Here is a 24,664-nt window from a genome sequence, read left to right on the forward strand (position 1 = left end):
AGGGATGAAGTGTGGAAGAAACTGTGCGTAAATCGACCTTTGTGATCCATTCTCTATCCACCGATGCGGCGGTAACGGTAGCCGAAAAAAAGCTGAAGCCCCCGTCTGCCTCAAATTCAGCACCGCTGATTTATGACGAGGAGGCAGCGGAGCGGAAGAAAGCCCGCAGAATCGGCTGGGGAAGGGTGGCCGTAGGGGTTCTGCTGTTCATCATCTGGGAGGTGTTTACCCGGATCGGTTGGCTGGATTCTTATTATTGGAGCAGCCCGAGCGCGATATGGCAAACGACCTGGCTGCAAGTGGCAGAGGGCGGGCTGCTGGGGGATATCGCCTATACAGCAGGCTCAACCGTGCTGGGCTTTGTGTTCGGCACATTATGCGGAGCTTTGTTGGGCTTGTCCTTCTGGTGGTCACGGAGCTATGCCGGCATTAGCGAACCTTACTTGATTATATTAAACGCGATGCCCAAGCTGGCTCTTGCGCCTGTCCTCGTCATTTTGCTGGGAATCGGCTTCTTCTCCAAAGTGGCGCTGGCTTTTTCCATGACGGTTGTGGTATCTGCCTTGTCCGCCTACAGCGGGGTGAAGAGCGTGGACCCGGACATGGAGAAGCTGATGTATTCGCTTGGGGCCAAACGCTGGCAGGTGTTTACCAAAGTCGTCATTCCATGGTCGATGCCTTGGATCATCAGCAGCTTGCGTATCAACATTGCTCTGGCGCTTGCCGGGGCCATCGTCGGTGAATTCATCGCCTCCAGCCAAGGCGTTGGACGCATGATCATGTATGCGGGGACGATTCTTGACATCAATCTCGTGTGGGTTGGCGTAGTGGTTTTGTCTGTGCTATCCATGGCTATGTATTGGGGAGTTGTACTCTTGGAAAGAGGGTTGTCCAAAGGTTTCGGCGTCAAGTAGCGGGAAACCTGTCAGTCAACCGGAAAGAAAATGTTCATGAGGGGGAAGTTGGATGAGAAAGAGCAGACTGTTACCGTTATTATTGGGATTGGCTTTGACGGGCAGCTTACTTGCAGGATGCGGAGGGAAAAGCGAGCCAACGGAGGAAGCGGCAGAGGGGAGCACAGAGCTCAAAAAGATCGTCATCGCCGAACCGGTTCATTCCACGGGATATCTTCCGCTCTATTTGGCTCAACGGGAAGGTTACTTTAAGAAACGGGGATTGGATGTAGAAGTGATTCAGGCTGCCGGCGGCGCTCACGTCACGGCGGTGGTTAGCGGGGACGCATGGGGCGTCATCGGTGGAACGGAGTCCAATGCGCTGGCAAACAAGAAAAATTCCGATCCCATCGTGTCGATCGTCAACGTCGTTAACCGAGCCAACGTATACTTGGTAGCCAAGAAGGGGCTGGCTCCGGCCGGCAGTTCAGAGGCGGATTTGAAGGAGTTCTTTAAGGGGAAGAAGATCAACGCCGGACGTCATGGCGGTACTCCTAATTTGCTGATCCGTTATTTGCTGATCTACTTGGGACTGGATCCGGAGAAAGATGTCACTCTGCTTGAGCCGGCGGATGCCTCGACGGTCGTGACGATGGTGCAGCAGGGAGCGGCAGATATCGGCAATGGGGCGGAGCCGCAAATTAGCGACGGGATCTCCAAGGACGTCTGGGGCGAACCCTTTTATAAATTCCATGACTTCGGCGATTTCTCCTATTCCGTGCTCAGCGTGAAACAATCGACGATCGATAAAGATCCGGAAACGGTGCAGTTGTTCACCGACGCTATTATTGAGGCGCTGAAGGTGGTTCAAGAGGATAAAGAACTAGCGATGAAAAACATGAAAGCCGAGTTCCCTACGTTATCCGATGATGCGATTCAGGCCTCCCTTGACCGCGCCTATGCGGACAGCCTATGGAGCAGGGATGGGTTCATTACGGAAGCCGCAGTGAAACAAGACATGGACGTGCTGATCAAAACCGGGATTTATACGGGCGATTACTCCTATGACCAATTGGTCGACATGCAGTTCGTTAATTCATCCAAGTAAGGAAAGGGAAGGTGAAGCGAAGTGAATTTAGAGCAGAAGCTAATGAACAGCCGGACAGCCATCGTGGTGGTAGATGTTCAAAATGATTACTGTCACCCGGAGGGAGCTTTAGCCCAAGCGGGTAATGACGTTGGTGCCGTGGCCGACATGATGCCGAATTTACATCGCTTGCTGGCGGCGGCCAGAGAATTTGGGGTACCGGTGATGTTTATCCAGACCTTTCATGAAGAAGCGACCGATTCCGAAGCTTGGAAAGAACGATCTAACGGAAAATCGATGGCGGTATGCCGGAAGGGCACCTGGGGGGCGGATTTCTACGAAGTTGCCCCCGAGCCGGGTGAGGTTGTCGTGAACAAACACCGATACAGCGCTTTTGTGAATACTCGGCTCGATTCGATCCTGCGGAGCCAGAAGATCGAAACGCTGATCATGACCGGTGTCAGCACCAATGTGTGCGTGGAATCGACGGCCCGGGACGGTTTTATGCTGGATTATCACATCGTGCTGCTTCGCGATGCTTGCGCCTCTTATTCCAATCAAGCTCATGAAATGACGATCAAAAATATCGAAGGATATTTCGGTGAGGTCACGGACACCCGGGAAGTGATTTCCTTGTGGGAACGGGCTTGGAAGACGACCGTGAACCCAATGACAATGACACAAGTGTAAAGCAGGTGCAGGCATGGGCATGAACGGCAAATACCGTACACTGGTTCAATATATCATTTGTACGGGAGCCTTTTTATCTAACTGTTCCGCCGGCATGTTCAACATCGCGCTGGTTGATATCGCTAGAGATTATCAGATCGGTCTTGCCTCCGCGCAATGGGTTGTTACGGCTTATCTGCTGGTCATTTCCGTACTCCTGCCGGTGATGGGGAAACTCGGGGATATCCGGGGACGGCGGTCCGTGCATAATCTGGGTTATCTCGGTTTCGCGTTAGGGGCGCTTGGCTGCGCGCTTGCCCCGTCACTGGGCTGGCTGATTGCCTTCCGTATCGTGCAAGGCCTTGGCGCTTCGATGTATCAGGCGACGAACATGGCGCTGATCGTTTCTCTGTTTCCTCCTGAAAAGAGAGGGAGAGCCTTAGGGATGATCAGCACCTTCGTGGCCGCCGGTTCGATGATCGGCCCCAGCCTGGGCGGTGTACTGATTCAATGGATATCTTGGGAGGCATGCTTCTGGCTGCTGGCCGGTACCGCGTTAGTGGCTTGGATGATGGCCCAGCGGTTTATTCCGAAGGATCAGCCGGAGGAGCAAGGGCACATCGATGTAACCGGAGCTCTGCTGTTTGGGACTTCGTTAACCGGCCTTGTCACAGCGATTCATCTAAGCTCGGAATGGGGATGGGGATCTCTGCCTGTGGTCGTGTTGCTGCTGTTGTTTGCGGGTTGTGCCGCCGGGTTTGTGATGTGGAGTCTCTCCACCAGCGACTCCCCCTTCATCGATCTCAAGCTGCTCGGCGATGCTGCGACGAATACCGGGCTCTGGATCACCATCGTTACGTATATGGCCGCGTTTTCGGCGCAACTCGTATTGCCGGTGTTTCTTCGCCATGAGCTTAGCACTCCGCCGGCGATGGCCGGATTGATGATGATGGGTTATCCGCTGGCGTTGATCGTCGCCTCCCCGTTATTTGGCAGTTTGTCGGACAAGCACGGTTCCTTACCGTTGTTGACGGCCGGATTGTTGGCGATGTCCGGGACGTTAGTTGCTTTAGGTTTTCTTTCCTCCTCGTATCCGATGTTTCTATTAATTACATTGATTGTTTTGCTGGGTGCATCCATGGGGATGATCACTTCGCCCAATACGAGCCTGGTGATGGGCCGTGTGGATCCTGGTCACTTGGGGTTAATCAGCAGTTTACTCGCGTTGTCGCGTAATCTTGGCATGATATTCGGTACTGCGGCAGGCGGCGCGTTCATAGCCGGCGCAGACGGTTATCGGATGGTTTTCGTCCTTTGTCTCGCGTTGGTGTTAGGTTCCGTAGTTCTTCTGCTTGTTACCGTTCGTCAAGCACGGCACCGTCGTCGCCATGAGGAGACGGTATCGCCATCCTAAAAAAGCCATTGCCTGGACGTTAACGTCTGGGCAATGGCTTTTTGGCGTGATTCGCTTACAATGTGACCCCCGTTTTGAAAATAGCCAGCTCGCGGACCTCGTTCTGCTCGTTCCGGGTGGGTTGACCGCTGGCTACCGCGATAACGTAATGGATAAACTGCTCCAGCACTTCTTCCATCGGCGTATCCAGCAAGACCCCGGCGTTGAAGTCCATCCAGTGCTGTTTCCGGGCGAACAGTTCGTTGTTCGTGGCGACCTTGACGGTAGGGACGAAGCTGCCAAACGGCGTCCCGCGGCCGGTCGTGAAAAGGACTAGCTGGCAGTCGGCGGCGGCCAGCGCAGAGGAGGCGACCAGGTCATTTCCTGGTGCCTGCAGCAGGCTAAGGCCTTTCTTGCGCAGCTTCTCGCCGTATTTCAGGACGTCGACCACCGGGGCGGTCCCGGCTTTTTGCGTGCAGCCCAGCGATTTGTCCTCCAGCGTACTAATGCCGCCGGCTTTATTGCCGGGCGAGGGATTTTCATAGACAGGCTCGCCGTAGGACAGGAAATATTGCTTAAAATCGTTGATGAGAGCAACAATTTGCTCGAACACCTCTTGACTCTCCGCGCGGGCCATCAGCATCTGCTCGGCCCCAAACATCTCGGGAACTTCTGTTAGAATCGTAGAGCCGCCCTGCGAAATGAGAAAATCGGAAAAAGCGCCGAGCAGCGGGTTGGCCGTAATGCCGGAGAAACCGTCCGAGCCGCCGCACTTAAGCCCAACGTTCAGCTCGCTGAGCGGCACCGGCTCCCGGCGGTCGTTGCGCGCCGCCTCAACCAGTTCTTCCAGCAGCGCCAGGCCAGCCTCCAGCTCATCCTCGACCTCCTGAGCTACAAGAAATTTGACGCGTTGCTCGTCGTAATCGCCTAGCCGCTCCCGGAACTCGGATACGACGTTATTCTCGCAGCCCAGTCCAAACACGAGAACGCCGCCTGCATTGGGGTGAAGCACGGCGTCTGCGAGAATGCTGCGCGTCATGAGATGATCTTCCCCAAGCTGCGAGCAGCCGTAGGGGTGCTTCAACACGGTAATGTTGTCGAAGGGGCCAAGATCCGGGTGCTCCGCTTTAAAGGCGCGGATCATTTGCTCCGCAATCCCGTTCACACAGCCGACGGTAGGCACGATGTACAGATCGTTGCGTATGCCGGTTTTTCCGTTGGCCCGACGGTATCCCTGAAAGGTTAGGGAACGCTTCGGATAAATGACCGGGTGCAGGTTCGGATGATATTCGTATTGTTCCTCACCGGCGAGGTTCGTTTTTACGTTATGCGTATGCACCCACTCGCCTGGAGCGATCGCGGTTATGGCATGGCCAATCGGATAGCCGTATTTCGTGACGGACGAACCGGCGGGAATGGCGGTGAGTGCGATTTTATGGCCTTGGGGAATGTCCTGCACCGCTCGAACGGACTCCTTGTCAAGCTGGAGATCTTCACCAGCTGCGATTGGCCGCAAAGCCACCGCTACGTTGTCGCGCGGGTTCATTTTCATTAATCGTCGCATCGACTGCCGCCTCCCAACCATTGTAATGTCGCTCGGGCGCCAAAAGCGTCCAGCTTCCGGACATATTGCTCCAGGGTGTCGGCCAGTTCGGGAACGCTGGATAAGTCTTCTCCCCACAGCTTCGTTTCCCGTAACAGGGCCGGAATCGCTTCAGCGGGCTGCGACCACGCCTGATCAAAGAGGGCCAGCACCTCCGGGCTGTCCTTCCGCGCAAGCCGGTCGCCCCGATAACCGACCAGCAAGGCGGCGAAGGCTAGCGTGATCCGCTTCGGCAATTCGCCCCGTTCCCGCTGGTAGCGAAGGAGCACAGGCAGCAGCCGGGTCTGGAATTTAGCGATGCTGTTTAGCGAGATCGAAGCCAGCTCGTGTCGGATGAACGGGTTCATAAAGCGTTCCCGCACGGCCTCGGCATAAGACAACAGCCCGGATCTGGGCAAATCAAGCATCGGAACGATCTCCTGCTCCATCAGCTCCCTAACGAACACAGACAAATCCTCGTCGTTCATCACATCCTCGACCGTTGTCAGACCGGCGAGTAAGCCCAACGCGGCCATCGCCGTGTGGGGGCCGTTCAGCAGATGAACCTTCTGCTCGCGGTACGGACGCAGGTCCTCGGTGAAGATGACGTTTAATCCCGCCTCGGACAGCGGCAGCCGTTCAGGCAGCCAGGCCGGGCCTTCGATGACCCACAGCAGGTAAGGCTCGGCGGTCACCATCAAGCGGTCTTGGTAGCCAAGCTGTTGTTCCAGCTGCCTCGCTTTCTGCTGCGGAAATCCGGGGACGATCCGGTCCACGAGGCTGCAGCAAAAGGTGTTTTCCCGTTCAAGCCATTGAATGAACCCATCGCCAAGATCCCATTCGGCGGCGTAGCGCAGCACGATCTCGCGCAGCTTCTCGCCGTTGCGGTCGATCAGTTCACAGGGGATGATCGTAAATCCCGCTTTGCCCAGCTGATAGCGGCGGTAGAGCAGGGCGGTCAGCTTGCCGGGAAAGCTCCGCTGCGGCGCGTCCGTGAGGCGGTCCTCCGGGTTGTAGGCGATGCCGGCCTCGGTAGTGTTCGAGGTGATGAACTCCAGCGAATCTTGCTCCGCTAGAGCGAGAAATTGCTCATAATCGGTGTAAGGACTGATCAGCCGGCTGACGGAGTGATTGATCTCGTGTTCGTTGACCACTTGCTGCTCCGCGATCCCGTTAATAAGAACCGTGTAAAGGTGATCCTGCTTCGCATAATGTTCGGATACCGGGCTGCTCTGCGGCTTGATCATCACCACGCTGCCTTGAAACCGGCCTTGCTTGTTCATCTGCTGCACCTGCCAGGCGGTAAAGGCACGCATGAAATTCCCTTCGCCGAACTGGATCATCCGTTCCGGGTAGGCAGGCAAATCGGGAAATAAGGTTCGGGATAAGAGCGGGTATTGCGGTGTGTCCATCGTTTTTTCGCCTCCTTGTTTTAGATGCTGATAGGAGATTAAGAGAAGTTAGGTATTTGCACACGTGAACATTTTGGAGTATGGCGAGCTGCCTGGCTTGCCGGAAAGGACCAGGACAAGCTTGAGAAGCTGTCGAAGTGCGGGACGAAGCGAACCCTTAGCGGCTAACAGAAGCAACCCATAGCGGCTTGCAGACGATAAGCATAATTCAGCGCTACAGTTCAAATCAAGAGATCTTGGCCACGGACTGACGGATCACCAGCGTCGTTGGGACGAACAGGGTCTCGCCAGGTGGTTCTGTTGGTTGTTCCTTATCCGATGATTCTGTACTCGGGGGTTGCATCAGCTCGATCAGCTTGCGGGTTCCCAGCTCGCTGATATCAGCAACCGGCTTGCGGATGGTCGTCAAGGCTGGATTCGTGTAACCTGCGAACACGATATCGTCGAACCCGATCAGCGACACCTGATTGGGCACGTTCACGCCCCGGGCGAAGCAGGCGTTCATCGCCCCGATCGCCATATCGTCGTTCGCGCAAAACACCAGCGTTGGCGGCTCCTTCAGATCCAGCAGCGCGTTCATCATCCGGTACCCGCTGTCGATGCTGTAATCTCCGGCAACTTGATATTCAGCGGGAAGGGCAAGACCATGGGCGAGTAAGCTTTCCAGGAAGCCTTGCTTCCGTTCAGCCGCAGACCGAAAGCCTGCTTTGCCTTCCATGATGGCCAGCCGCCGATGGCCTTGGGCGATCGCATAGTTGATCGCTTCCCGCACCCCTTCCCGATCATTGGCAACGACGTTCACGATGCCGGGATCGTCCAGATAGCGGTTTAGGACAACGAGCGGGATGCCCGCCTGCTTCACATGGTAAATAAACGCATTGTCGGCATCGCTTTGGCTCATGACTAGGATACCATCGAAGCGGTGCGGCGAAATGCCCTCCAAATGGCGGATGCCGTCGATCCCGTGCACAGTAAGACTGTAGTTTTCATCCAGCGCATGGTGAATGCCCTTAATCGCATCCACGAGGAAGCTGGCCGACGTGCCTTGATCGATGCTGGAGAAGAACAAACCGATCGTATACGTCTTCTTCATCACCAGACTTTTGGCGCTGACATTCGGAACATAATTCATTTCGGCGGCGATTTTTTCGATTTTCGCCCGCGTCTCCGGCTTAATCAGCGGGCTCCCGTTTAACGCCCGGGACACCGTGGTGTGGGACACACCGGCCACGCGGGCAATGTCTTTAATCGTAATCATAGAACCTCAACTTCCGCAGGAATTCGCAAGTTTTTCACGTTTTCATTCTATTCCCAGATATCTAAAAAAGTCAAGAAAAACAAGCAATGCACACGTGAAAATAAAATTTGCCCCAAGTTAAATGTAAGCGCTATAATTATCGGTAAAATAAACGGAGAGGATGAGCGGATATGCACGTTGAGGAGCAGCGATCAAAGCTATGGGAGGCGCTTGGGGAGTTGCCGTCCTTTGAAAGACCGGTTTCCGCCCGGTTATTAAAGCGGGAGGCGTTGGACGGATATGAGCTGGAGACCTTGCTGCTGGATTTAAACGGGCTGGAGCCGGTACCGGCATATTTCGCTAAGCCGCAGGAAGGGGAGGGACCTTACCCGCTTGTCGTGTTTAATCACTCCCACGGCGGAAATTACGGGAACGGCCGCAAGGAGTTGATTCGCAGCAGCGGTTATCTTCAAGAACCGTCTTTTGCCAAGGTGCTGATCGGCCTAGGCTGCGCGGTATGCAGCATCGATATGTGGGGCTTTCATGAGCGCAGCGGCAAGACCGAAGGCGAGCTTGTAAAAGAAATGTTGTGGACCGGACGATCGTTATGGGGCATGATGATTTACGATAATTATCGGCTGATCGACTATCTGTGTACCCGGGAAGACATCGATCCTTCGCGTATCGGCACGATCGGCATGTCCATGGGAGGGCTGATGGCGTGGTGGCTGGCAGCGCTCGACGAACGGGTGGGCGTCGTCGTTGACCTCTGCGGGCAGGTTGATGCAGAAACATTGATTGCGCGGCGCGGTCTGGAACATCACGGGTTTTATTACTACGTGCCCGGGCTGCTGAAGCATTTTACGACCCTCGATATTCAAAAGCTCATCGTTCCCCGCCCCCGTCTCAGCCTGGTTGGCCGCAACGACCGGTTATGCCCATTTGAAGGGGTACAGCTGCTTGATCAAGGCTTACGTGAAGCCTATGGAACCGCTGGAAAGCCCAACCATTGGCAAACCGTCATCACCGGCGGCGGTCATATGGAAACCGCGGAAATGCGCGCGGCGTGGCCAGAATTTATCGCCCAGCATCTGCTGCATTCCGCGCCATAGGAAGGGGTTCGCGCCCGGAGCGGTCATCAGCCGCGTTCCCTTCCGCGAAGCTCCTCCGACGGCAGCCGGCCGAACTCGCGCTTGTAAAGCCGGGCGAAATAAACCGGCTCTAAGCCGACATAAGCCGCGGCTTGACGGATCGTCATGTCGGGATGATCCATCAATAGGTGCCGGGCTGTTTTCAGCCGGATCTGATGAAGGTATTGCAGCGGCGTTAACCCCATCGCTTGCCGGAAGAGCCGGGTCAGCTGCTTCTGCGAGTAGCCGACGTGGCCTGCCAGTCCGGCGATGGTGATCGGCCGATTCAAGTGGTCATGCAGGAAGCGAATCGCAACATCTACAACCGACGCCCGGTATGAGGCGGGGGGAGCGGCGGGCGGTACCACTGGGACGCCTGAATCGGCCTCTACGCTCGTTTGGCCTGACGTATCCTTGAGGATGGCTAGAAACAACGAATACAGCAGCTCGGTCGTTCGCCAAGGGTCATGCTCGTTGCCGGACAGCTGCCAGATGGCAAGCAGGCGATCCGTAAATAACGAGACGTCCGAGAGCTGCAGCAGCCGAGGGGCATCCCCAAAGCCCCAATGGCTTAGCACCTCGCCGAAGTTTTCCAGCAATGTGACATACCCGACGAACCAGGGCTCCTCCCCGTAAGGCATATATTCATGAGCGCAGCCGGCGGGGATGTAGAGTAATTGGCCGGGGCGAAGAATGTCCCATTTGTCCTTGTTAACATAAAGCCGGCGAAACTGCCCTGTCCCGGAGATCGTCAAGAACAGCTGATGCGCCGAGAATCCCTTCATCCGCGTGAGCGGAGGCTGAATTTCCGTACCAACTGTATAAACGGATAACGGCAGAAGCTCGTTGCGGGAAGGGGTTAAATTACTTCTGAGCGGAAGCAGGTCCATGGGGAGTTCCTCCAATTTGTCCATTTTGTCTGGTGGTTTGTCCGATTTGTGGCTTCCGCCCGATTATATCCCACCTCTATAATGAGAGCAAATCGTTTGGGGAGTGTGAATTAGGTGGAACTGAACCGTGAATGGGAAAATTTATCGTGTCTGCACATCGGCCGGCTGCCGGCCCGCGCCTCCTATATTCCGTATGGGAGCGTCGAGACAGCCCGAACGGGAAAACGCGGGCGCTCACCGCATTATCAAACGTTAAACGGAAGCTGGAAATTCCGCTATCATCGCAGCGTTCGCGAGGTAGACAACCATTTCTTTGAGACGGATACGGATGTGAGCGCTTGGGACGATCTGATCGTGCCTTCCTGCTGGCAAACGAACGGCTATGATCAGTTACATTATACGAACGTCAACTATCCGATTCCTTACGATCCGCCGTTTGTGCCGGACGACAATCCTGCGGGTACATATGTAAGGGATTTCAATTTGCCTGAAGCGTGGATGAAGAGGCAGACGCGGATCGTATTTGAAGGGGTGAACGCTTGCTTTTACTTGTGGGTGAACGGTCATTTCGTTGGTTACAGCCAAGGCAGCCGGATTCCGGCGGAGTTTGATCTCACGCCGTTTGTAGCTGCAGGCCGCAACCGTCTCGCCGTGCTGGTGTTGAAATGGTGCGCCGGCACTTATTTGGAGGACCAGGATGTCTGGCGGTTTTCCGGAATTTATCGCGATGTCTATTTACTGTCCCGAGATAATACACACATCCGTGACGTGTTTAATCAACCGCTGCTGCCTTCCGACCTATCCGAAGGCAAGCTGCGGTCGGAGATCGAAACGACGGGCAGCCTGACGGTGCAAGCGGAATTGCGGGATCCGGCGGGCAAGCTGATCGGACGTCATGAGGCACAAATCGACGGCAAAGGGGCGATTGAGCTGGACGTGCCGCAGCCACAGCTGTGGAACGCTGAGCAACCCCGGCTGTACGAGCTGGTTTTGACAGCCGGTCAAGAAGTGCTGCGCTTTCGGGTCGGCTTCAAAAAGGTGGAGATCACAGGCGGCATCTTCCGCATCAACGGCCGCGCCGTGAAGCTGAAAGGGGTTAACCGCCACGATTCCCATCCGGAGCTGGGGCAGACGATTCCGGTGAACCATATGATTACAGACCTCAAGCTCATGAAGCGGCATAACATTAACACGATCCGGACCTCGCATTATCCGAATGACCCGAAGTTTCTCGATCTCTGTGATGAATACGGGTTTTACATCATTGATGAAGCGGATCTGGAGTGCCATGGCGTGACCAGAACGGGCGAGCTCGAAGCGGGTGTCTTCCATAAGCTGTCGAACAACCCGGATTGGAAGGAAGCGTTCGTGGAACGGGCTGTTCGCATGGTCGAGCGGGACAAAAACCACGCCTCCGTCATCATCTGGTCCATGGGTAATGAATCCGGATATGGGGCCAACCATATAGCCATGGCGGAGTGGACGAAAGCGCGGGATGCCTCACGTCCGGTGCATTACGAAGGAGCGGATCCCCGGTATTACAGCGATTCGGATACGTCCTGCCTTGATATGGACAGCCGTATGTACCCCTCGGTAAAGGAGATCGAGCGGTATGCGCTCGATGAGAACAGTTCCAAACCGCTGTTCCTCTGCGAGTATAGCCATGCCATGGGTAACGGACCGGGCGATTTGCAGGATTACTGGAACGTGATTTATCGCTATCCGAAGCTGATGGGCGGCTGTGTCTGGGAATGGTGCGATCACGGCATTGCCGCGGAGACGCCGGACGGACAACGTTATTATGCGTATGGCGGCGATTTCGGTGATCAGCCAAACGACGGGAACTTCTGTATCGACGGCTTGGTCTTCCCGGATCGCCGGCCGCACACTGGGTTGCTGGAATTAAAGCAGGTTATTGCGCCGGTGCTGATCGAGGCGGAGGATGCGGTTCAAGGCCGGTTCCGCGTGCTGAACCGTTATGATTTTAGCAGCCTGTCACATCTGGCGGTCAGTTGGAAGCTGGAGCGGGAAGGAGAAGTGCTGCAGCAAGGGCGGTCAGGCCCGCTAGCCGCCGCACCGGGTGAGACGGAGATTCTCTCTCTTCCCTATGATCTGACGCTGGCGCAGGAGGGGTCGGGACCGCTCACCTTAACCTGCTCGGTCCGGCAGCAGCTGGACACACCTTGGGCGGAGGAAGGGTACGAAATCGCCTTTTATCAATTTGAATTGCCGGGGGCCAAGGCAGCGTTGGCCCAAGAGCAACGGCAAAGTGAAGAATACGCTACCTTTATGACGGCGGATGAACAGGACGGCTTGCTCACGGTGCGTGGGTTTGATTTCGAGCATGTCTTTGACCTGAAGAAAGGGATGCCGAAGCAGGTGTCGAAGCACGGCGTACCGTTGCTCGCTAGTCAGGCCCGGTTTAACATCTGGCGGGCCCCGATGGATAACGATATGCACATCCGCAAGGAATGGGAAGCGGCAGGACTCGACCATGCCGCGATGAAGGTGTACGGGAGTCACTGGGAGCAAAAGCCGGACGCTTCGGTCGAAATCATCGTCGACTTCTCGCTCGCCAGCTACACCTTCGAACCGTTCGTGCGCGGCAGCGCCGTATGGACGGTTGGGGTCACGGGCGAGATCCAACTGAAGGTTCATGCCGAAGCGCGCGAGAATCTTCCTTTCTTACCGCGCTTTGGTCTCGAGCTGACGATGCCGAAGGGGACCGAGGAGATCGAATATTACGGCTACGGTCCGCATGAGAGCTACATCGACAAACGGGCGAGCGTACGGAAAGGCAAGTATTTGCTGTCGGTGGACGACATGTTCGAGAACTACGTCATGCCGCAGGAAACCGGTTCTCGCTACGGTACGGATTGGGCAATCGCATCCACCATTCAAGGCATGGGACTGAAATTCACAGCGGCACAGCCGTTCTCGTTCCAGGCTTTGCATTACACCGCCGAGGACCTGACGGCAGCGCAACATACGTACGAACTCAAGCGCCGCCCCGAAACGATCGTCACGCTCGATTACCAAATGAGCGGCGCCGGTTCCGGCTCCTGCGGCCCGCAGCTGGCAGAGCCTTACCGTTTTGCCGAGAAGTCGTTCGATTTCGAGTTGACGATCCAGCCGGTATTTAAGGAAGAAGAATAGAGACTGGATCAGTCGTAGTAAAGAACCGTTCCCTGGCCTAGTGGCTGGGTGAGCGGTTTTTTACGGTTACGGAGGTAGGTCGTCTATCCGATCCCCCCTTTTGAAGGATTATCCCGTTGCATCAGGTGTTGAAGAAAGAGAAAGAGTAACAGTAAGCAAAAATTGAAAGAGTAAAGAAAGAGTAATACAAACGGAAGTAGAAACATAAACAGAAACAGAATTAGAAACAGAATTAGAAGTAAAGATAGACATAGACATAGACACAGACACAGGCAAGATATAGACATGGACATGGATATGGATATAGATATAGGCATAGGCATAAATGTATGCATAGTTATAGATATTGTTGAAGGTGCAGATGTAGATATTGATGTGGTTGCATATTTGGATATGTATTTGGTAATAGAAATTGGTATAGATTATATACATGTATCATGAATATATATTACAATACATATCCAAATACAGATTCGAGCACATATTTTAATATAGATTTGAATACAGATTTATCCCTTGCCTGTTGTTCAGCCCTTGCATTAAGCTGCAGCTGCAATGGACGGGTTCTGGTGATGTGCGATTAACTGGCGGTAAGGGATCGCTGGAATGGACAGGCACATCTGCAGCAGGTCCTGGCGCATTTCTTCCTCGGAAAAGGTCATGCGCAGGTAACGGCGGACGGTGTACTCATTCAAATACGCCTGCAAATGCGTTATCCCCAAGGCGACATACGTGCGCCTGATAGAGTCCCTTGCTTCTCTCACGACTCTCCGTAGGGGCAGATACATCCGATGAACGAAAGGGAACCACCGCTTGGTTGAGGTATGGACGTCTACATGCTTGTTGATGAACTCCGCGAGATCGCGCCGGGTAGCCCATTGCTCGCCTCCTCTTTTATGCGGTATCAGTTGGATCTTCACCCGCTCGGGCTCACCAGACTCCGTGACCGTGCAGCCGGCGACGACTGCGGTGGCATAAGGTTGAGAAGCTGGATGAAAGCGGTTGGTGTCCGTCCCATACTGATCGCGGTTCACCTTTACCTCTCCAGAGAGCAGTTCCCGGGCATCACATTCACCGAGGGTATGGCGGATTTTGTGCAGCATGAGCCAAGCGGTCTTGTAGGTAACTTGGATTACCTGACTCAACCGCAGCGCCGAGATGCCGTCGGGAAGCAGAAACAGCTCCATGGCTTGGAACCACTTCACCAAAGGCAGATGGGTTCTTTCAAAAATGGTGCCGACCAAAGGCGAGGCTTGATAGCCGCATCTTCTGCACTCAAACAAAGGAAGTCGTCGGGAGGACAGGCGGGTGCATTCGGTATAAGCGCAGCGCGGGCAAACAAATCCGTTTGGCCACTTCATAGCGATGATCGCCTCGATGCAGTCGGCTTCACTTTGAAAACGGCTACTGATAGATTGAAGCTCCATGCTCGTACCTAATTCCATGTCCGATCCCTCCAATTTAAATCCCTCTAACTCAACAATTACGCACATTCGTTCTCTTTTTCCTCATTATACCAAACAAATGTTCCGTCATCAAGAAAAATATCCCAACTCTCCATCTTGTTCTATCTACTCTAAAAAGGTTGGATGAATTCATCTCCTATAAAGGTCGGATGATTTAATCACCTATTTCTGAACGAAAGGGATAATGGTGTAAAAGAGGCGCGAAAAAAGGGGATAAGGGGGAAAAGGAGCGGGAAGCCCGCATTGAGCAGCAAAAGTGGAGGGGGATAACCAGGGCCGCATTTTCCGCTGTCAAAAAGTTCGTTGAGCCGGGTGCTTGACGGGGGATTTATTAAGGAGTATATTATTAACCGCTGAAATATTTAAGTAGTAAATTAATTAAATTGTTAAATTAATCGAACGGCTCAAGGCAGGAAGGAGGAGAGAAACGTTGGTGAAAAAAGAAGAGCTGTTCGAAGTCACCTCGATGTTTCGAACGCTGTTCAAGGCGATCACGCAGGAGTGGAACAAACGCGGGGGTGAGTTTAACCTTAGTTTTCCGCAATATAAAATGCTCTACATGCTGCACACCTCCGGTACGCATACCGTATCGCAGATCGCAGAGAGCTTGGGGATTACCTCGGCAGCAATCACGGGAATTACGGACCGGTTGGTTACGGAGGGGTATGTGAACCGCGAACGCGGGGAGAACGACCGCCGGGTTGTAAACATCTCGATTACCGATCGGGGGAGGGAAATCATCAACCAGATCACCGAACGGCAGAAGGAGATGCTCGAGGGGATTTTTGATCAGCTGCATGAGGAAGATTTACAGCATTTGCGGCGAATTCTTGGCGTGGTGCTTGCAAATATAGAAAATAAATCATAACGGAGATGGAGAAACTACATGGAACATTTATCACTTAAACGCAAAGTTTCGATCATGATCGCTATCATGGCCGCGATGTTCTTCGCCGCCATCAACCAGACGATCGTGAGCACAGCCATGCCGCGAATTATTTCGATTCTGGACGGCATGGACTATTATACTTGGACGATCAATATTTACTTGCTGACGTCCACAATTGCTACCGTCCTGGTCGGCAAGCTGTCCGATATGTACGGGCGGAAGCCGTTCCTGTTGATTGGGATTCTGCTCTTTATGATGGGCGCTTTTATGACGGGGACGTCTTCGGACGTGTTCCAGTTCATCGCTTACCGGGGGATTCAAGGGATCGGCGCCGGGATTATCCAGTCGACGGCCTTTACGGCTGTAGGTGACTTGTTCCCGCCGCGGGAGCGCGGGAAATGGATGGGTCTGATGACCGCGATTTTTGGCTTTTCGAGCGTACTTGGCCCAACCTTGGGCGGTTACCTCGTCGATCACATGGATTGGCACTGGCTGTTCTGGATCTTCCTGCCGCTGGGCATTGTAGCATTTATCATGATTTTGTCGCTATTTCCAAAGATGGAACGCGGCAGCTCTCAAAGTATCGACTATGTAGGCTCGTTGTTTATGACGACAACAATTGTGCCGCTGCTGTTGGCCTTCTCTTGGGCGGGAACGACCTACGCTTGGGGTTCGACGCAAATCATCGGTTTGCTGGTGGCCACAGTCGTGTCTGGTTTGATCTTCGTGTTCGTGGAATCGAAGGCGAAAAATCCGATTTTGCCGCTGCACTTGTTTAAAAACGATGTGGTGACGATTTCGAATATAATCGGTTTTATTATGAACTTCGGAATGATGGGCGCCCTGATTTACTTGTCGTTCTTCGTACAGGGCGTGTTGGGCATTTCGCCGACTTATGCCGGCTACGTTACGATGCCGATGTCTATCGTCATGGTTGTCGCGAGCGCCATCACTGGTCAGTTAATCGCCAAGAAAGGGAAATACAAACAGTTTGCCTTGTTTGGTATTCCGATCATGATCGCAGGGATGGTCATCATGATCTTCATGAACAGCGTACCGGTTGCCATTCTTAGTATGATCGTATTTGGTTTAGGCTTGGGTGTCGGGATGCCGGTATTCTCGCTGGCCACGCAAAATGCCGTGCCGCATAAAGAGCTTGGCGTTGTTACTGCATCGACGCAGCTGTTCCGTAACCTTGGCGGTACGATTGGGATCGCCGTGATGGGGACGGTCATGTCCAACAACTTGACGAAAAACCTGAAAGAGGCGCTGCAATCCTCGTCTGCACCGGATATGAGCCAGATGGATCCGCAATTGGTTCAGCGAATGACGGCCTTCGCTAATCCGCAGACGTTGATGAACAAGCCGCTGCTGGAGCAAACGCAAGCAAGTTTGCCGGCTGATGCACAGCCGCTGTTTGCACAGATGATCCAAGGCATCCGTGATGCCTTGGGAACTACGTTGTCTACCGTATTCTTTACAGGTACGTTGGTGTTGGTTGTGGCCTTCGTGCTGGTCTTCTTCCTTCGTGAGCTGCCGCTTCGGTCCACGAACCAGGAACCAACACCCCAAACTGCCAAGGAAGGCGGCGAGGAAGGTGCGGTGCAAGCGGCAAAAGCCTCGGCTCCGCATCAAGCTTAAGTCAGAAGTTCTCTATGTAAGTTTTAGCTGTTTCATCAAGCCAGAGTTATCGCATTTCGGATGCGAAGACTCTGGCTTTTTGCGTTAAGTTGATGTGAGAAAAACGTGGCGAAAATTGTTGATTTAACAGAAGTATTGGACAATTTTGCGGAATTAAATTTCAAAATATATTTTCTTATTGAAATAAAATTTCAACGTCTTTATAATTGCCCTAAGAGCAAAACTATCAGCTGATTTAAGTAAGGCCAAGGAGGGTTGCAGATGAGCGAAGTGAATTGGCTCGAGGCTACGGAAGCGGCGGAAGCGATGGGACTGGACCCGGATCGAGTTCCGTGGATCGGGAATACGCTGCGCGAAGCGGTGAGCGCAGGGGAGATTCCCGGCGGAGTTGCGGTTGTGTCCCGGCGCGGCAGGCGAATTCGCTTCACCTGCGGTAACGCCGTGGACGACGACACCGGGAAGACGCCGGTCTCGTTTGAGACGATCTTCGACTGCGCCTCGCTGACGAAGATCGTGGTGACGCTGCCGCTGACCTTGCTGCTGGCCGAACGCGGGCAGCTGCGGCTGGATGATCCGGCAGCGTTGTACTTGCCGTCCCTGGCCGCCGCGGAAGCGAAGCGGCGGTCAGGGACGGGGGTAGAGCAGATGACGCTCCGGCATCTGCTCACGCATACGGCGGGCCTGGCACCATTCTACGATCTGCACTCCTACGGCTTCAGCCGGGGGGAGATTGTGGATTTCATTTGCCAGGCTCCGCCGGAGGCAGCCCCGGGCGCTAGGGTGGTGTATAGCGACCTGGGCTATATTTTGCTTGGCGAGATCATCGCCAAGGTGGCGGGACGCCCGCTGCCGGAGCTGGCGTCAGCGGAGCTGTTCTCGCCGCTGGGCCTCGCGTCCAGCGGCTACCTCACGACGCCGGCGCCGGAGGTGCGCCGGCGTCTCGCCTCGACCGCCGAGCCCGGTGCGGCGGTCGGCTCGGGCCCCGCGGGCGTTCCCGTCGTCGTCCACGACGAGAACGCCCGGGCCCTGGCCGGCGTCAGCGGGCACGCCGGCCTGTTTGCCACCGCGGACGATTTGGCATCGTACGCGGAGCTGTGGCTCGGCCGCGGCTACAGTGCCGCCGCCGGCCGGCGGGTGCTCTCGGCCGCGGCGGTGGCAGCCGCGACGCGGCCGTGCACGGACGGCGTGCCGGGCGGCCGCCGCGGCCTCGGCTGGGTGCTGCGCGGCGACCCGTTTGACGCCGCCGGCGACCTGCTCTCCCCGGTGGCCTACGGCCACACCGGGTTCACCGGCACCAGCCTCTACATCGATCCCCAAAGGGAGCTGGTCTGCGTCCTGCTGACCAATCGCGTCCATTACGGGAGGGATCGATCCGTAGCCGGCTTGCGCGCCAAGTTTCATAACACGGTCGCTGCAGCGATTGCCGATGCATAGCAGCTGTGGCAACAGGGCCAGTTGGCCGCGAAGAAGTTGTTCAACAAGTTCAACGATAGAGAACAGGAGGAGATCCATCATGGGACAAATCGCAACCCGGGGGTACCGGCCTGGCGACGAAGCGAAGCTGGTCGAGCTTTGGAACCGCGTGCTGCTCCTCGACCCGGTGACGGCGAAGCGGTTCCGGAATCTGGTGCTGCTGGACGCCAACTTTGATCCGGAAGGCATGCGCTTCGCCTTTGACGAGACGGATCGGTTAGTCGGCTGCGTCTACGCGGTGCGGCGGCTGCTTCCGATGAGCGGCACAGAGCTGGAGCCGGAGAACGGCTGGATTCCATTTTTCTTCGTGGATCCCAAGTTCGAACGGCAGGGCGTGGGCAGCCGGCTGCTGCTTGAAGCTGAACGCTTCTTGCGCGAGCACGGCCGCACTAAGCTGTTCTTCGCTTCCTACGCTCCCAATTACATCGTGCCTGGCATTGACGCAGCAGGCTACCCGAAAGGGGCGGCATTTTTACAAAAAAACGGCTTTACCAAGCAATACTCCGCCGTTGCGATGGACTACAGCCTGGTGGGCTATGAAACTCCGGCCGAGGTCGAAGCGCTGAAGCTGCAAAGGGAGGAGGAAGGTTATACCTTTCGCACGGCACAGGATGCCGATTTGACGGAATTGATCCGCTTTAATCTGGAATTGTTTAATTCGGACTGGGCTCGGGCAATCCGTGAGGGCATTCTTCAGGGGTTGCCGCTGGAGCAAATTATGGTGGCCCGCGAGCGCGGCCGGCTTGTCGGCTTCTGCTTGTTTGGCGGGTACGAAGGAGTTCGCGAACGGTTTGGACCGTTTGGCGTTCATCCGGATCAACGCGGCCGGGGCATCGGCAAAATTCTGCTTCATCACTGCCTTCACACCATGCGTGCCCATGGGCTGCACGGAGCCTGGTTTCTCTGGACCGGCGAGCAGAGCCCGGCAGGGTATCTGTACAAACAAACAGGTTTTTCGGTTACAAGAACCTTCGACATCATGGTAAAGACCTTCGCATAAACACCTCATCCGTGCTGCGGTAAAAACAGAACAGCAACAAGCAAATACGATCCTAAGTCCTATCCTGGGAGGGAGAAGCGTGAATAAAACGTTCATTTGGCTTTTAACGATCGTCTGCGCCATTGGCATGACCGCCTGTTCTTCCGGCAACAACGCAAGTTCCTCCTCGAAAGTGACCCTCACCTTGCTTTCGCATTATACCGGTGAAAACGAGAACCTCCTCAAACCTTACATCGAACAATGGAACAAAGAAAATCCCGACATCCAAGTGAAGCTGACTCCGGTCGAATTTGACCAGCTGCTCAGCACAATGATGACCAAGCAGACAGCCGGTCAGGTGGCTGACATCGTCCATACGTACACCTTATGGGGCGGACAGTTATCCAAAAATAAGGTATTGGCCCCGGCACCTGAGGATATCGCGGCTGACATCAGAGTGAATTACCCAGAATCCGCCGTGGCTGCAGCAACGATCGACGGGCAAATCTTCGGTTATCCGACCGAGGTGCAGGCCTATGGTCTGTTTTACAACAAGCGGCTGCTGAAGGAAGCAGGCTTTGACCAGCCGCCGAAAACGTGGGATGAACTGCTGCAAATGGCTACTGCCATCGAGCAAAAAGACAAGGACGGTAAAACCACGGTACAAGGGTTCGGCTTCTTGCGAGGTTATGCCGGTAAAGTGGTACAGCCATTTATGGGGCTGCTGGCTACCGCCGGAGGCACGTTGTTAAGCGAGGATTTAAGCAAGCCGAATCTCGACAGTGAGGCTGCAAAGCAAACGATCGATCTTTATTCGAAGGTTTACGGAAGTAACGGGATCTCCGACATCGGGTTCGAGACGACCAAGGCGTTTGGCGCCGGTCAAGTGGCGATGACGATTGAGGCCGGCTGGTGGGCGGGTTCCTTGAAAACGCTCATGAAAGACAGCTTCGTCGACGTAGGTGCAGCCCCGCTGCCTTCACCGGACGGTCAAACTCAGGGCTCCTTGGCGTATACCTGGGCTTGGGGCGTAAACTCCAAGTCGAAGCATCAGGAAGCCGCCTGGAAGTTCCTCAAGTGGTTTAACTCGGTTGAGGTGAAGAACGGGATGACGCCGGAAGGAAACTTCTTGATCGAAGGCTTTAATACGGTACCAGCGCGCAAAACCGATCTCGCCTCACAAACGATCCAAGACAAGCTGGCCGCCGACCCGATCGCCAAAACGTTCTCCGATGCGCTGCAATACGCGAATCCTGAACAAAGCCCGGCCACCGCTTCGGAAATCCAGGACATTTTGTATAAGCAGATTGAAAACATGTGGGCAGGCAAAGCCACGAAGGAAGAAGTGCTCGCAAATGCCCAGAGGGATATCCAGGCGAAGCTGGGACAATAAGGGGACCGGCTGATGAGACAGAAGATGGGTTTAGCATATCGTGAAGGCTTGGTTGGTTATTTGTTCCTGACGCCGGTGTTCGTGTTTTACGCGATCTTCCTGGTGATCCCGTTTTTCTTCTCTCTGTTCCTCAGCTTTACGGAATGGGGCGGCTTCGACCTCGCGTCGATCCGGTGGGTAGGTTTGGCCAATTACCGCACATTGTTTTCAGCGAATTCGAACTTTTTGCATCCGATCTTAACCAATACGTTTACGTTTGCGTTTGGTACGGTGGCGATTTCGTTTGTCTGTGCATTGGCAGTCGCCTATTTCATCACCCGTCTGCGCTGGGAGGGACTATGGCGAACGCTGTACTTTCTGCCATCGGTCACGACGGTTGTCGCCATCGGCAACATCTGGCTGTACTTGTACAACCCGACAAATGGGTTGATCAACGAGCTGTTCACCTGGGTGGGCATCCCTCGGCAAAACTTTCTGCAAGACCCCAACACCGCGCTGACGTCGGTCATTGTCGTTGGAGGCTGGCTCGGGATCGGCAGTTCGATGCTGATCCTGTCGGCCGGGCTCAAGGCGATCCCGGAGGACTACTATGAGGCTGCGGATCTGGAAGGGGGAAGTTTGTGGAAGGTGTTTCTTGGGATCACGCTGCCGCTGCTTAAACCATCCATCACCTTCGTATTGATCACCTCGTTTATCGGCGGACTACAGTCGTTTACGCTAACCATGGTCATGACGCGCACCGGAGGTCCGGGCGATGCCACCAACGTAGCAGGTTTGGAAATGTATAAGCAGGCGTTCTCCTTTGGTAACTGGGGACTTGCCAGCGCCATGGCGTTTGTGTTGTTTGTATGCATCATGATCATTACGGCGATCCAGATGCGGTTTTTTAAACAGGGAGGGGTGGAGAGCTACTAATGCGACGGAGAAAAAAGCCTTGGGTTTCCTTTACAATCATCGTCATCGGCTCCATCGCGATGCTGTTCCCTTTCCTGGATATGATCTTTAGCTCGTTTAAGGGGCCGGCGGAGTATAACAGCCTGTACTACCGCTTTTTGCCGGAGACGTTCCAGTTTGGCAACTATAAATTGGCGTTTGAATCTCTGAACATCGCTTTGTTGTTCAAAAACAGCCTGCTCAAATCCGTCATCACCACCGTTTTGGTGCTGCTGACAAGCTCGATGGCGGCGTACGCACTCACGAAGCTGCGGTTTCGCGGACGGGATGGGATCTTTCGGTTTATTTTGTCGACGATGATGATTCCGAGCTTTCTGTTCTTTATCCCGAACTTTTATATTATGACGCATTTTCCATTGGTAGGCGGTAATGATCTCTTTGGCAACGGGGGCGTAGGCGGGATGACGACGTCGATCCTGTCCTTGATTCTCCCCTTTGCGGTTAGCGCGTACGGCATATTCCTGATGCGGCAGTTCATTATGACGATCAACAACGCGTACCTGGAAGCCGCTCGTATTGACGGTGCATCGGAGTTCCGTATTTATTTCCGGCTCATTCTGCCGATGACCGGGCCTGCGTTAGCCACTCTGGCGATCTTTGAATTTATTGGGCAGTGGAACGAGTTCATTTGGGCATTGATCATTAACTCAGTAAATCCCGAGCTGGCGGTCTTGCCCGTTGGGGTGCAAATGCTGAAGGACCACCTGGATCCGACGTTGACCCAACCGCTTCTGATGGCAGGACTTGTCATCTCGACGGTGCCGATCCTCATCGTGTTTATCATTCTGCAAAAATATTACGTCCGCGGCATGATGAACTCTGGGTTGAAAGAATAGGCGTGGCGGATATTTTGATTGCCAACAATACTACAACTTGAAGGGAGATTCCGGATCATGGAAATGGATAAACCACAACATATATTGGCCATCGGCGGGCATGCCGGAGATATGGATTTAACAGCGGGGGCCGTTATCGCAAAATACGTACAGGCGGGACATAAAGCGACTTTCCTGCACTTGACGCCAGGAGAGAAGGGGCATCCCAAGCTGTCCCCGGACGATTATGCGAAGCAAAAAATCGAAGAGGCGCACAGATTCGCCGAGATCGTTGGGGCGGACGTACGGTTTCTCGCCTATAAGGATGCGGAGCTGCCGGTCGACGAAGAGGTTAAATACCAGGTTGCAGACGTGATTCGCGAAGTGAAGCCCACGCTGCTCATCACGCACTGGAAAGGCTCGATGCATAAGGATCATGCGAACACGCACTACATCGTTGAGGATGCCCGGTTCTATGCGGCGCTGAAAACGATAGAGCGGGCGCTGCCGAATCACTACTCCGGCCCGCTCTATTATACCGACAACTGGGAGGACCCGTATGACTTCCAGCCAGAGGTGTTCGTGGATATCCCGGAAGAAGCCTATGAAACCTGGGTAAAAGCGATGAACGTGTACGCCTATGCGCGCGGTGAAACGTCCGGCTTCCCCTTCATCGAATACTACAAAGCGCTGACCATCGTGCGCGGGGCGCCGGTCGGGTTTAAGCGGGCCCAGGCGTTTATGGTTCCGCGCGGTGCTTTAAATAAGCGGGTGCAGTTTTTATAGTCTACATGCCGACCGGGGCCTTAGGGTCCCGGTTGTTTGTTTGCTGTGCATTTTAGTATACCTGTTGATCGCTGGCGCCCTCTTTTCAACCATTATCCCGTTTGTTCAGAATACCTGGGTTAGGGGTAAGGGGATGCTTCGTTTAGGCTGTTCTTTAGTTCATCGATTCGATCGAATGAGTGGTATCAACATCAACCTGATTCAGATACATAATGATGCAAAAACGCAGATTTAGATCATAAGGTTGCAGGAACCCCTGACTGAAGGGGATAATGGTGGAAAAGGACCCGGACAACGGATCAAATGGAGAGAGGCATCGGCTGTTCCGGATTTGAGGGCAGAAACTAAGATAAGGGCGGATGCCTTTGGTGACGATTTGCTGGCCGCCCTGCGCAAGGAAGGCATTGATGTCAGCGGCGTCAAGCGGCTGGCCGATACGGCAACGGGCGTTGCTTCGATTTACGTCGCTGATGGTGACAACAGTATCCTGGTTGTTCCCGGGGCCAATGACCAGGTGACTCCGGCGGATATCGATCAGCACCTGGACAAGCTGAAGGAGGCCGATATCGTGCTGCTCCAGCTGGAAATCCCGGTGGAAACGGTGTTCTACGCAGCGCGGATCGCTAAATCGCTGGGCAAGAAGGTGATTTTGAACCCCGCCCCGGCTCGGGAACTTCCGCAGGAGCTTTATGGCTGCATCGACTACATACGCCGAATCGCACGGAGCTGGGGCGGTACGCCGGGATGGGGGCGGACACGTCGGACACGAACAGTGACTTCCTCCGCCTGGCGATGCGGCGGCTGAAGGAACTATTGCCC

General features: G+C 54.6%; 21 protein-coding genes. 16 read left to right on the forward strand and 5 right to left on the reverse strand.

The features are described from left to right. Nucleotides 1-11 precede the first annotated feature (11 nt). From ACL02P_RS01095 to ACL02P_RS01110, 4 genes are read left to right on the forward strand one after another with little or no spacing between them, the layout of a single operon-like run. Nucleotides 12-914, forward strand: coding sequence for an ABC transporter permease (locus ACL02P_RS01095; protein ID WP_397376588.1), 903 nt, complete (start codon nt 12-14; stop codon nt 912-914). Nucleotides 915-966: 52 nt separating this feature from the next. Next, the gene (locus ACL02P_RS01100) at nt 967-2,001 is read left to right on the forward strand and encodes an ABC transporter substrate-binding protein (RefSeq protein WP_260070247.1); all 1,035 of its coding nucleotides are present in this window, start codon (nt 967-969) and stop codon (nt 1,999-2,001) included. 42 nt (nt 2,002-2,043) lie between these two features. After that, nucleotides 2,044-2,670: a cysteine hydrolase family protein gene (locus ACL02P_RS01105; RefSeq protein ID WP_036644808.1), complete on the forward strand. Its 627-nt coding sequence runs from the start codon at nt 2,044-2,046 to the stop codon at nt 2,668-2,670. A 13-nt stretch (nt 2,671-2,683) separates the two neighbouring features. Next, a complete protein-coding gene (locus tag ACL02P_RS01110) occupies nt 2,684-4,063 on the forward strand; it encodes an MFS transporter (RefSeq protein WP_009224331.1) in 1,380 nt (459 codons plus the stop codon). Between the two features lie 55 nt (nt 4,064-4,118). On the opposite strand, the gene ACL02P_RS01115 is transcribed toward ACL02P_RS01110, so the two are convergent. The 3 genes from ACL02P_RS01115 to ACL02P_RS01125 form a co-directional block, all read right to left on the reverse strand. Further along, complete coding sequence (locus ACL02P_RS01115) at nt 4,119-5,606, reverse strand: UxaA family hydrolase (RefSeq protein ID WP_260070249.1); 1,488 nt, start codon at nt 5,604-5,606, stop codon at nt 4,119-4,121. Then, nucleotides 5,594-7,036, reverse strand: a complete 1,443-nt coding sequence (locus tag ACL02P_RS01120; protein ID WP_412836645.1) for a tagaturonate reductase — start codon at nt 7,034-7,036, stop codon at nt 5,594-5,596. Before ACL02P_RS01120 ends, ACL02P_RS01115 begins: the two co-directional genes overlap by 13 nt. 226 nt (nt 7,037-7,262) lie before the next feature. Then, entirely contained in the window at nt 7,263-8,294 is a 1,032-nt protein-coding gene (locus ACL02P_RS01125; protein ID WP_009224328.1) for a LacI family DNA-binding transcriptional regulator, read from the reverse strand. Nucleotides 8,295-8,464: 170 nt separating this feature from the next. Between ACL02P_RS01125 and ACL02P_RS01130 the strand changes: the two genes are divergently transcribed. Continuing rightward, a complete protein-coding gene (locus ACL02P_RS01130; protein ID WP_412836646.1) occupies nt 8,465-9,385 on the forward strand; it encodes a dienelactone hydrolase family protein in 921 nt (306 codons plus the stop codon). A gap of 26 nt (nt 9,386-9,411) precedes the next feature. Here ACL02P_RS01130 and ACL02P_RS01135 read toward each other — a convergent pair whose 3' ends face one another. Continuing rightward, complete coding sequence (locus ACL02P_RS01135) at nt 9,412-10,293, reverse strand: AraC family transcriptional regulator (RefSeq protein ID WP_339299773.1); 882 nt, start codon at nt 10,291-10,293, stop codon at nt 9,412-9,414. A gap of 114 nt (nt 10,294-10,407) precedes the next feature. Between ACL02P_RS01135 and ACL02P_RS01140 the strand changes: the two genes are divergently transcribed. Both ACL02P_RS01140 and ACL02P_RS01145 read left to right on the forward strand, forming a co-directional pair. Beyond that, the gene (locus ACL02P_RS01140; RefSeq protein WP_323077292.1) at nt 10,408-13,449 is read left to right on the forward strand and encodes a glycoside hydrolase family 2 TIM barrel-domain containing protein; all 3,042 of its coding nucleotides are present in this window, start codon (nt 10,408-10,410) and stop codon (nt 13,447-13,449) included. 285 nt (nt 13,450-13,734) lie between these two features. Beyond that, entirely contained in the window at nt 13,735-13,890 is a 156-nt protein-coding gene (locus ACL02P_RS01145; protein WP_157273359.1) for a hypothetical protein, read from the forward strand. A 98-nt stretch (nt 13,891-13,988) separates the two neighbouring features. On the opposite strand, the gene ACL02P_RS01150 is transcribed toward ACL02P_RS01145, so the two are convergent. Beyond that, entirely contained in the window at nt 13,989-14,894 is a 906-nt protein-coding gene (locus tag ACL02P_RS01150) for a transposase (RefSeq protein WP_412836647.1), read from the reverse strand. Nucleotides 14,895-15,345: 451 nt separating this feature from the next. On the opposite strand from ACL02P_RS01150, the gene ACL02P_RS01155 reads away from it, so the two are divergent. The 9 genes from ACL02P_RS01155 to ACL02P_RS01195 all read left to right on the forward strand — a co-directional run bounded on the left by ACL02P_RS01155 (nt 15,346) and on the right by ACL02P_RS01195 (nt 24,650). Continuing rightward, nucleotides 15,346-15,783, forward strand: coding sequence for a MarR family winged helix-turn-helix transcriptional regulator (locus tag ACL02P_RS01155; RefSeq protein ID WP_009224322.1), 438 nt, complete (start codon nt 15,346-15,348; stop codon nt 15,781-15,783). Nucleotides 15,784-15,801: 18 nt separating this feature from the next. Further along, nucleotides 15,802-17,445, forward strand: coding sequence for an MDR family MFS transporter (locus ACL02P_RS01160; protein WP_009224321.1), 1,644 nt, complete (start codon nt 15,802-15,804; stop codon nt 17,443-17,445). Nucleotides 17,446-17,706: 261 nt separating this feature from the next. Next, nucleotides 17,707-18,879: a serine hydrolase domain-containing protein gene (locus ACL02P_RS01165; protein ID WP_412836648.1), complete on the forward strand. Its 1,173-nt coding sequence runs from the start codon at nt 17,707-17,709 to the stop codon at nt 18,877-18,879. Between the two features lie 79 nt (nt 18,880-18,958). After that, entirely contained in the window at nt 18,959-19,918 is a 960-nt protein-coding gene (locus tag ACL02P_RS01170; protein WP_412836649.1) for a GNAT family N-acetyltransferase, read from the forward strand. A 79-nt stretch (nt 19,919-19,997) separates the two neighbouring features. Further along, nucleotides 19,998-21,290 (forward strand): ABC transporter substrate-binding protein, encoded by a 1,293-nt coding sequence (locus ACL02P_RS01175; RefSeq protein WP_009224318.1) that lies wholly within the window; start codon nt 19,998-20,000, stop codon nt 21,288-21,290. A gap of 12 nt (nt 21,291-21,302) precedes the next feature. Then, nucleotides 21,303-22,205 (forward strand): carbohydrate ABC transporter permease, encoded by a 903-nt coding sequence (locus ACL02P_RS01180; RefSeq protein ID WP_198136173.1) that lies wholly within the window; start codon nt 21,303-21,305, stop codon nt 22,203-22,205. Beyond that, on the forward strand, nt 22,205-23,080 hold the full coding sequence (locus ACL02P_RS01185) for a carbohydrate ABC transporter permease (RefSeq protein ID WP_412836650.1): 876 nt from the start codon (nt 22,205-22,207) through the stop codon (nt 23,078-23,080). The genes ACL02P_RS01180 and ACL02P_RS01185 overlap by 1 nt, the downstream gene beginning before the upstream one ends. A 57-nt stretch (nt 23,081-23,137) precedes the next feature. After that, nucleotides 23,138-23,845, forward strand: coding sequence for a PIG-L deacetylase family protein (locus ACL02P_RS01190; protein ID WP_028540032.1), 708 nt, complete (start codon nt 23,138-23,140; stop codon nt 23,843-23,845). Nucleotides 23,846-24,176: 331 nt separating this feature from the next. Continuing rightward, nucleotides 24,177-24,650: a PfkB family carbohydrate kinase gene (locus ACL02P_RS01195; protein ID WP_412836651.1), complete on the forward strand. Its 474-nt coding sequence runs from the start codon at nt 24,177-24,179 to the stop codon at nt 24,648-24,650. Nucleotides 24,651-24,664: the final 14 nt, after the last annotated feature.

The organism is Paenibacillus sp. MB22_1 (genome assembly GCF_047200555.1).
Classification (GTDB): domain Bacteria; phylum Bacillota; class Bacilli; order Paenibacillales; family Paenibacillaceae; genus Fontibacillus; species Fontibacillus phoenicis.

Coding starts and splice junctions, on each gene's coding strand:
- ACL02P_RS01110 (WP_009224331.1), top strand. CDS start 2,684: ATGGGCATGAACGGCAAATACCGTACACTGGTTCAATATATCATTTGT.
- ACL02P_RS01160 (WP_009224321.1), top strand. CDS start 15,802: ATGGAACATTTATCACTTAAACGCAAAGTTTCGATCATGATCGCTATC.
- ACL02P_RS01125 (WP_009224328.1), bottom strand. CDS start 8,294: ATGATTACGATTAAAGACATTGCCCGCGTGGCCGGTGTGTCCCACACC.
- ACL02P_RS01185 (WP_412836650.1), top strand. CDS start 22,205: ATGCGACGGAGAAAAAAGCCTTGGGTTTCCTTTACAATCATCGTCATC.
- ACL02P_RS01100 (WP_260070247.1), top strand. CDS start 967: ATGAGAAAGAGCAGACTGTTACCGTTATTATTGGGATTGGCTTTGACG.
- ACL02P_RS01150 (WP_412836647.1), bottom strand. CDS start 14,894: ATGGAATTAGGTACGAGCATGGAGCTTCAATCTATCAGTAGCCGTTTT.
- ACL02P_RS01170 (WP_412836649.1), top strand. CDS start 18,959: ATGGGACAAATCGCAACCCGGGGGTACCGGCCTGGCGACGAAGCGAAG.
- ACL02P_RS01165 (WP_412836648.1), top strand. CDS start 17,707: ATGAGCGAAGTGAATTGGCTCGAGGCTACGGAAGCGGCGGAAGCGATG.
- ACL02P_RS01115 (WP_260070249.1), bottom strand. CDS start 5,606: ATGCGACGATTAATGAAAATGAACCCGCGCGACAACGTAGCGGTGGCT.
- ACL02P_RS01120 (WP_412836645.1), bottom strand. CDS start 7,036: ATGGACACACCGCAATACCCGCTCTTATCCCGAACCTTATTTCCCGAT.
- ACL02P_RS01135 (WP_339299773.1), bottom strand. CDS start 10,293: ATGGACCTGCTTCCGCTCAGAAGTAATTTAACCCCTTCCCGCAACGAG.
- ACL02P_RS01190 (WP_028540032.1), top strand. CDS start 23,138: ATGGAAATGGATAAACCACAACATATATTGGCCATCGGCGGGCATGCC.
- ACL02P_RS01105 (WP_036644808.1), top strand. CDS start 2,044: ATGAACAGCCGGACAGCCATCGTGGTGGTAGATGTTCAAAATGATTAC.
- ACL02P_RS01130 (WP_412836646.1), top strand. CDS start 8,465: ATGCACGTTGAGGAGCAGCGATCAAAGCTATGGGAGGCGCTTGGGGAG.
- ACL02P_RS01145 (WP_157273359.1), top strand. CDS start 13,735: ATGGACATGGATATGGATATAGATATAGGCATAGGCATAAATGTATGC.
- ACL02P_RS01180 (WP_198136173.1), top strand. CDS start 21,303: ATGAGACAGAAGATGGGTTTAGCATATCGTGAAGGCTTGGTTGGTTAT.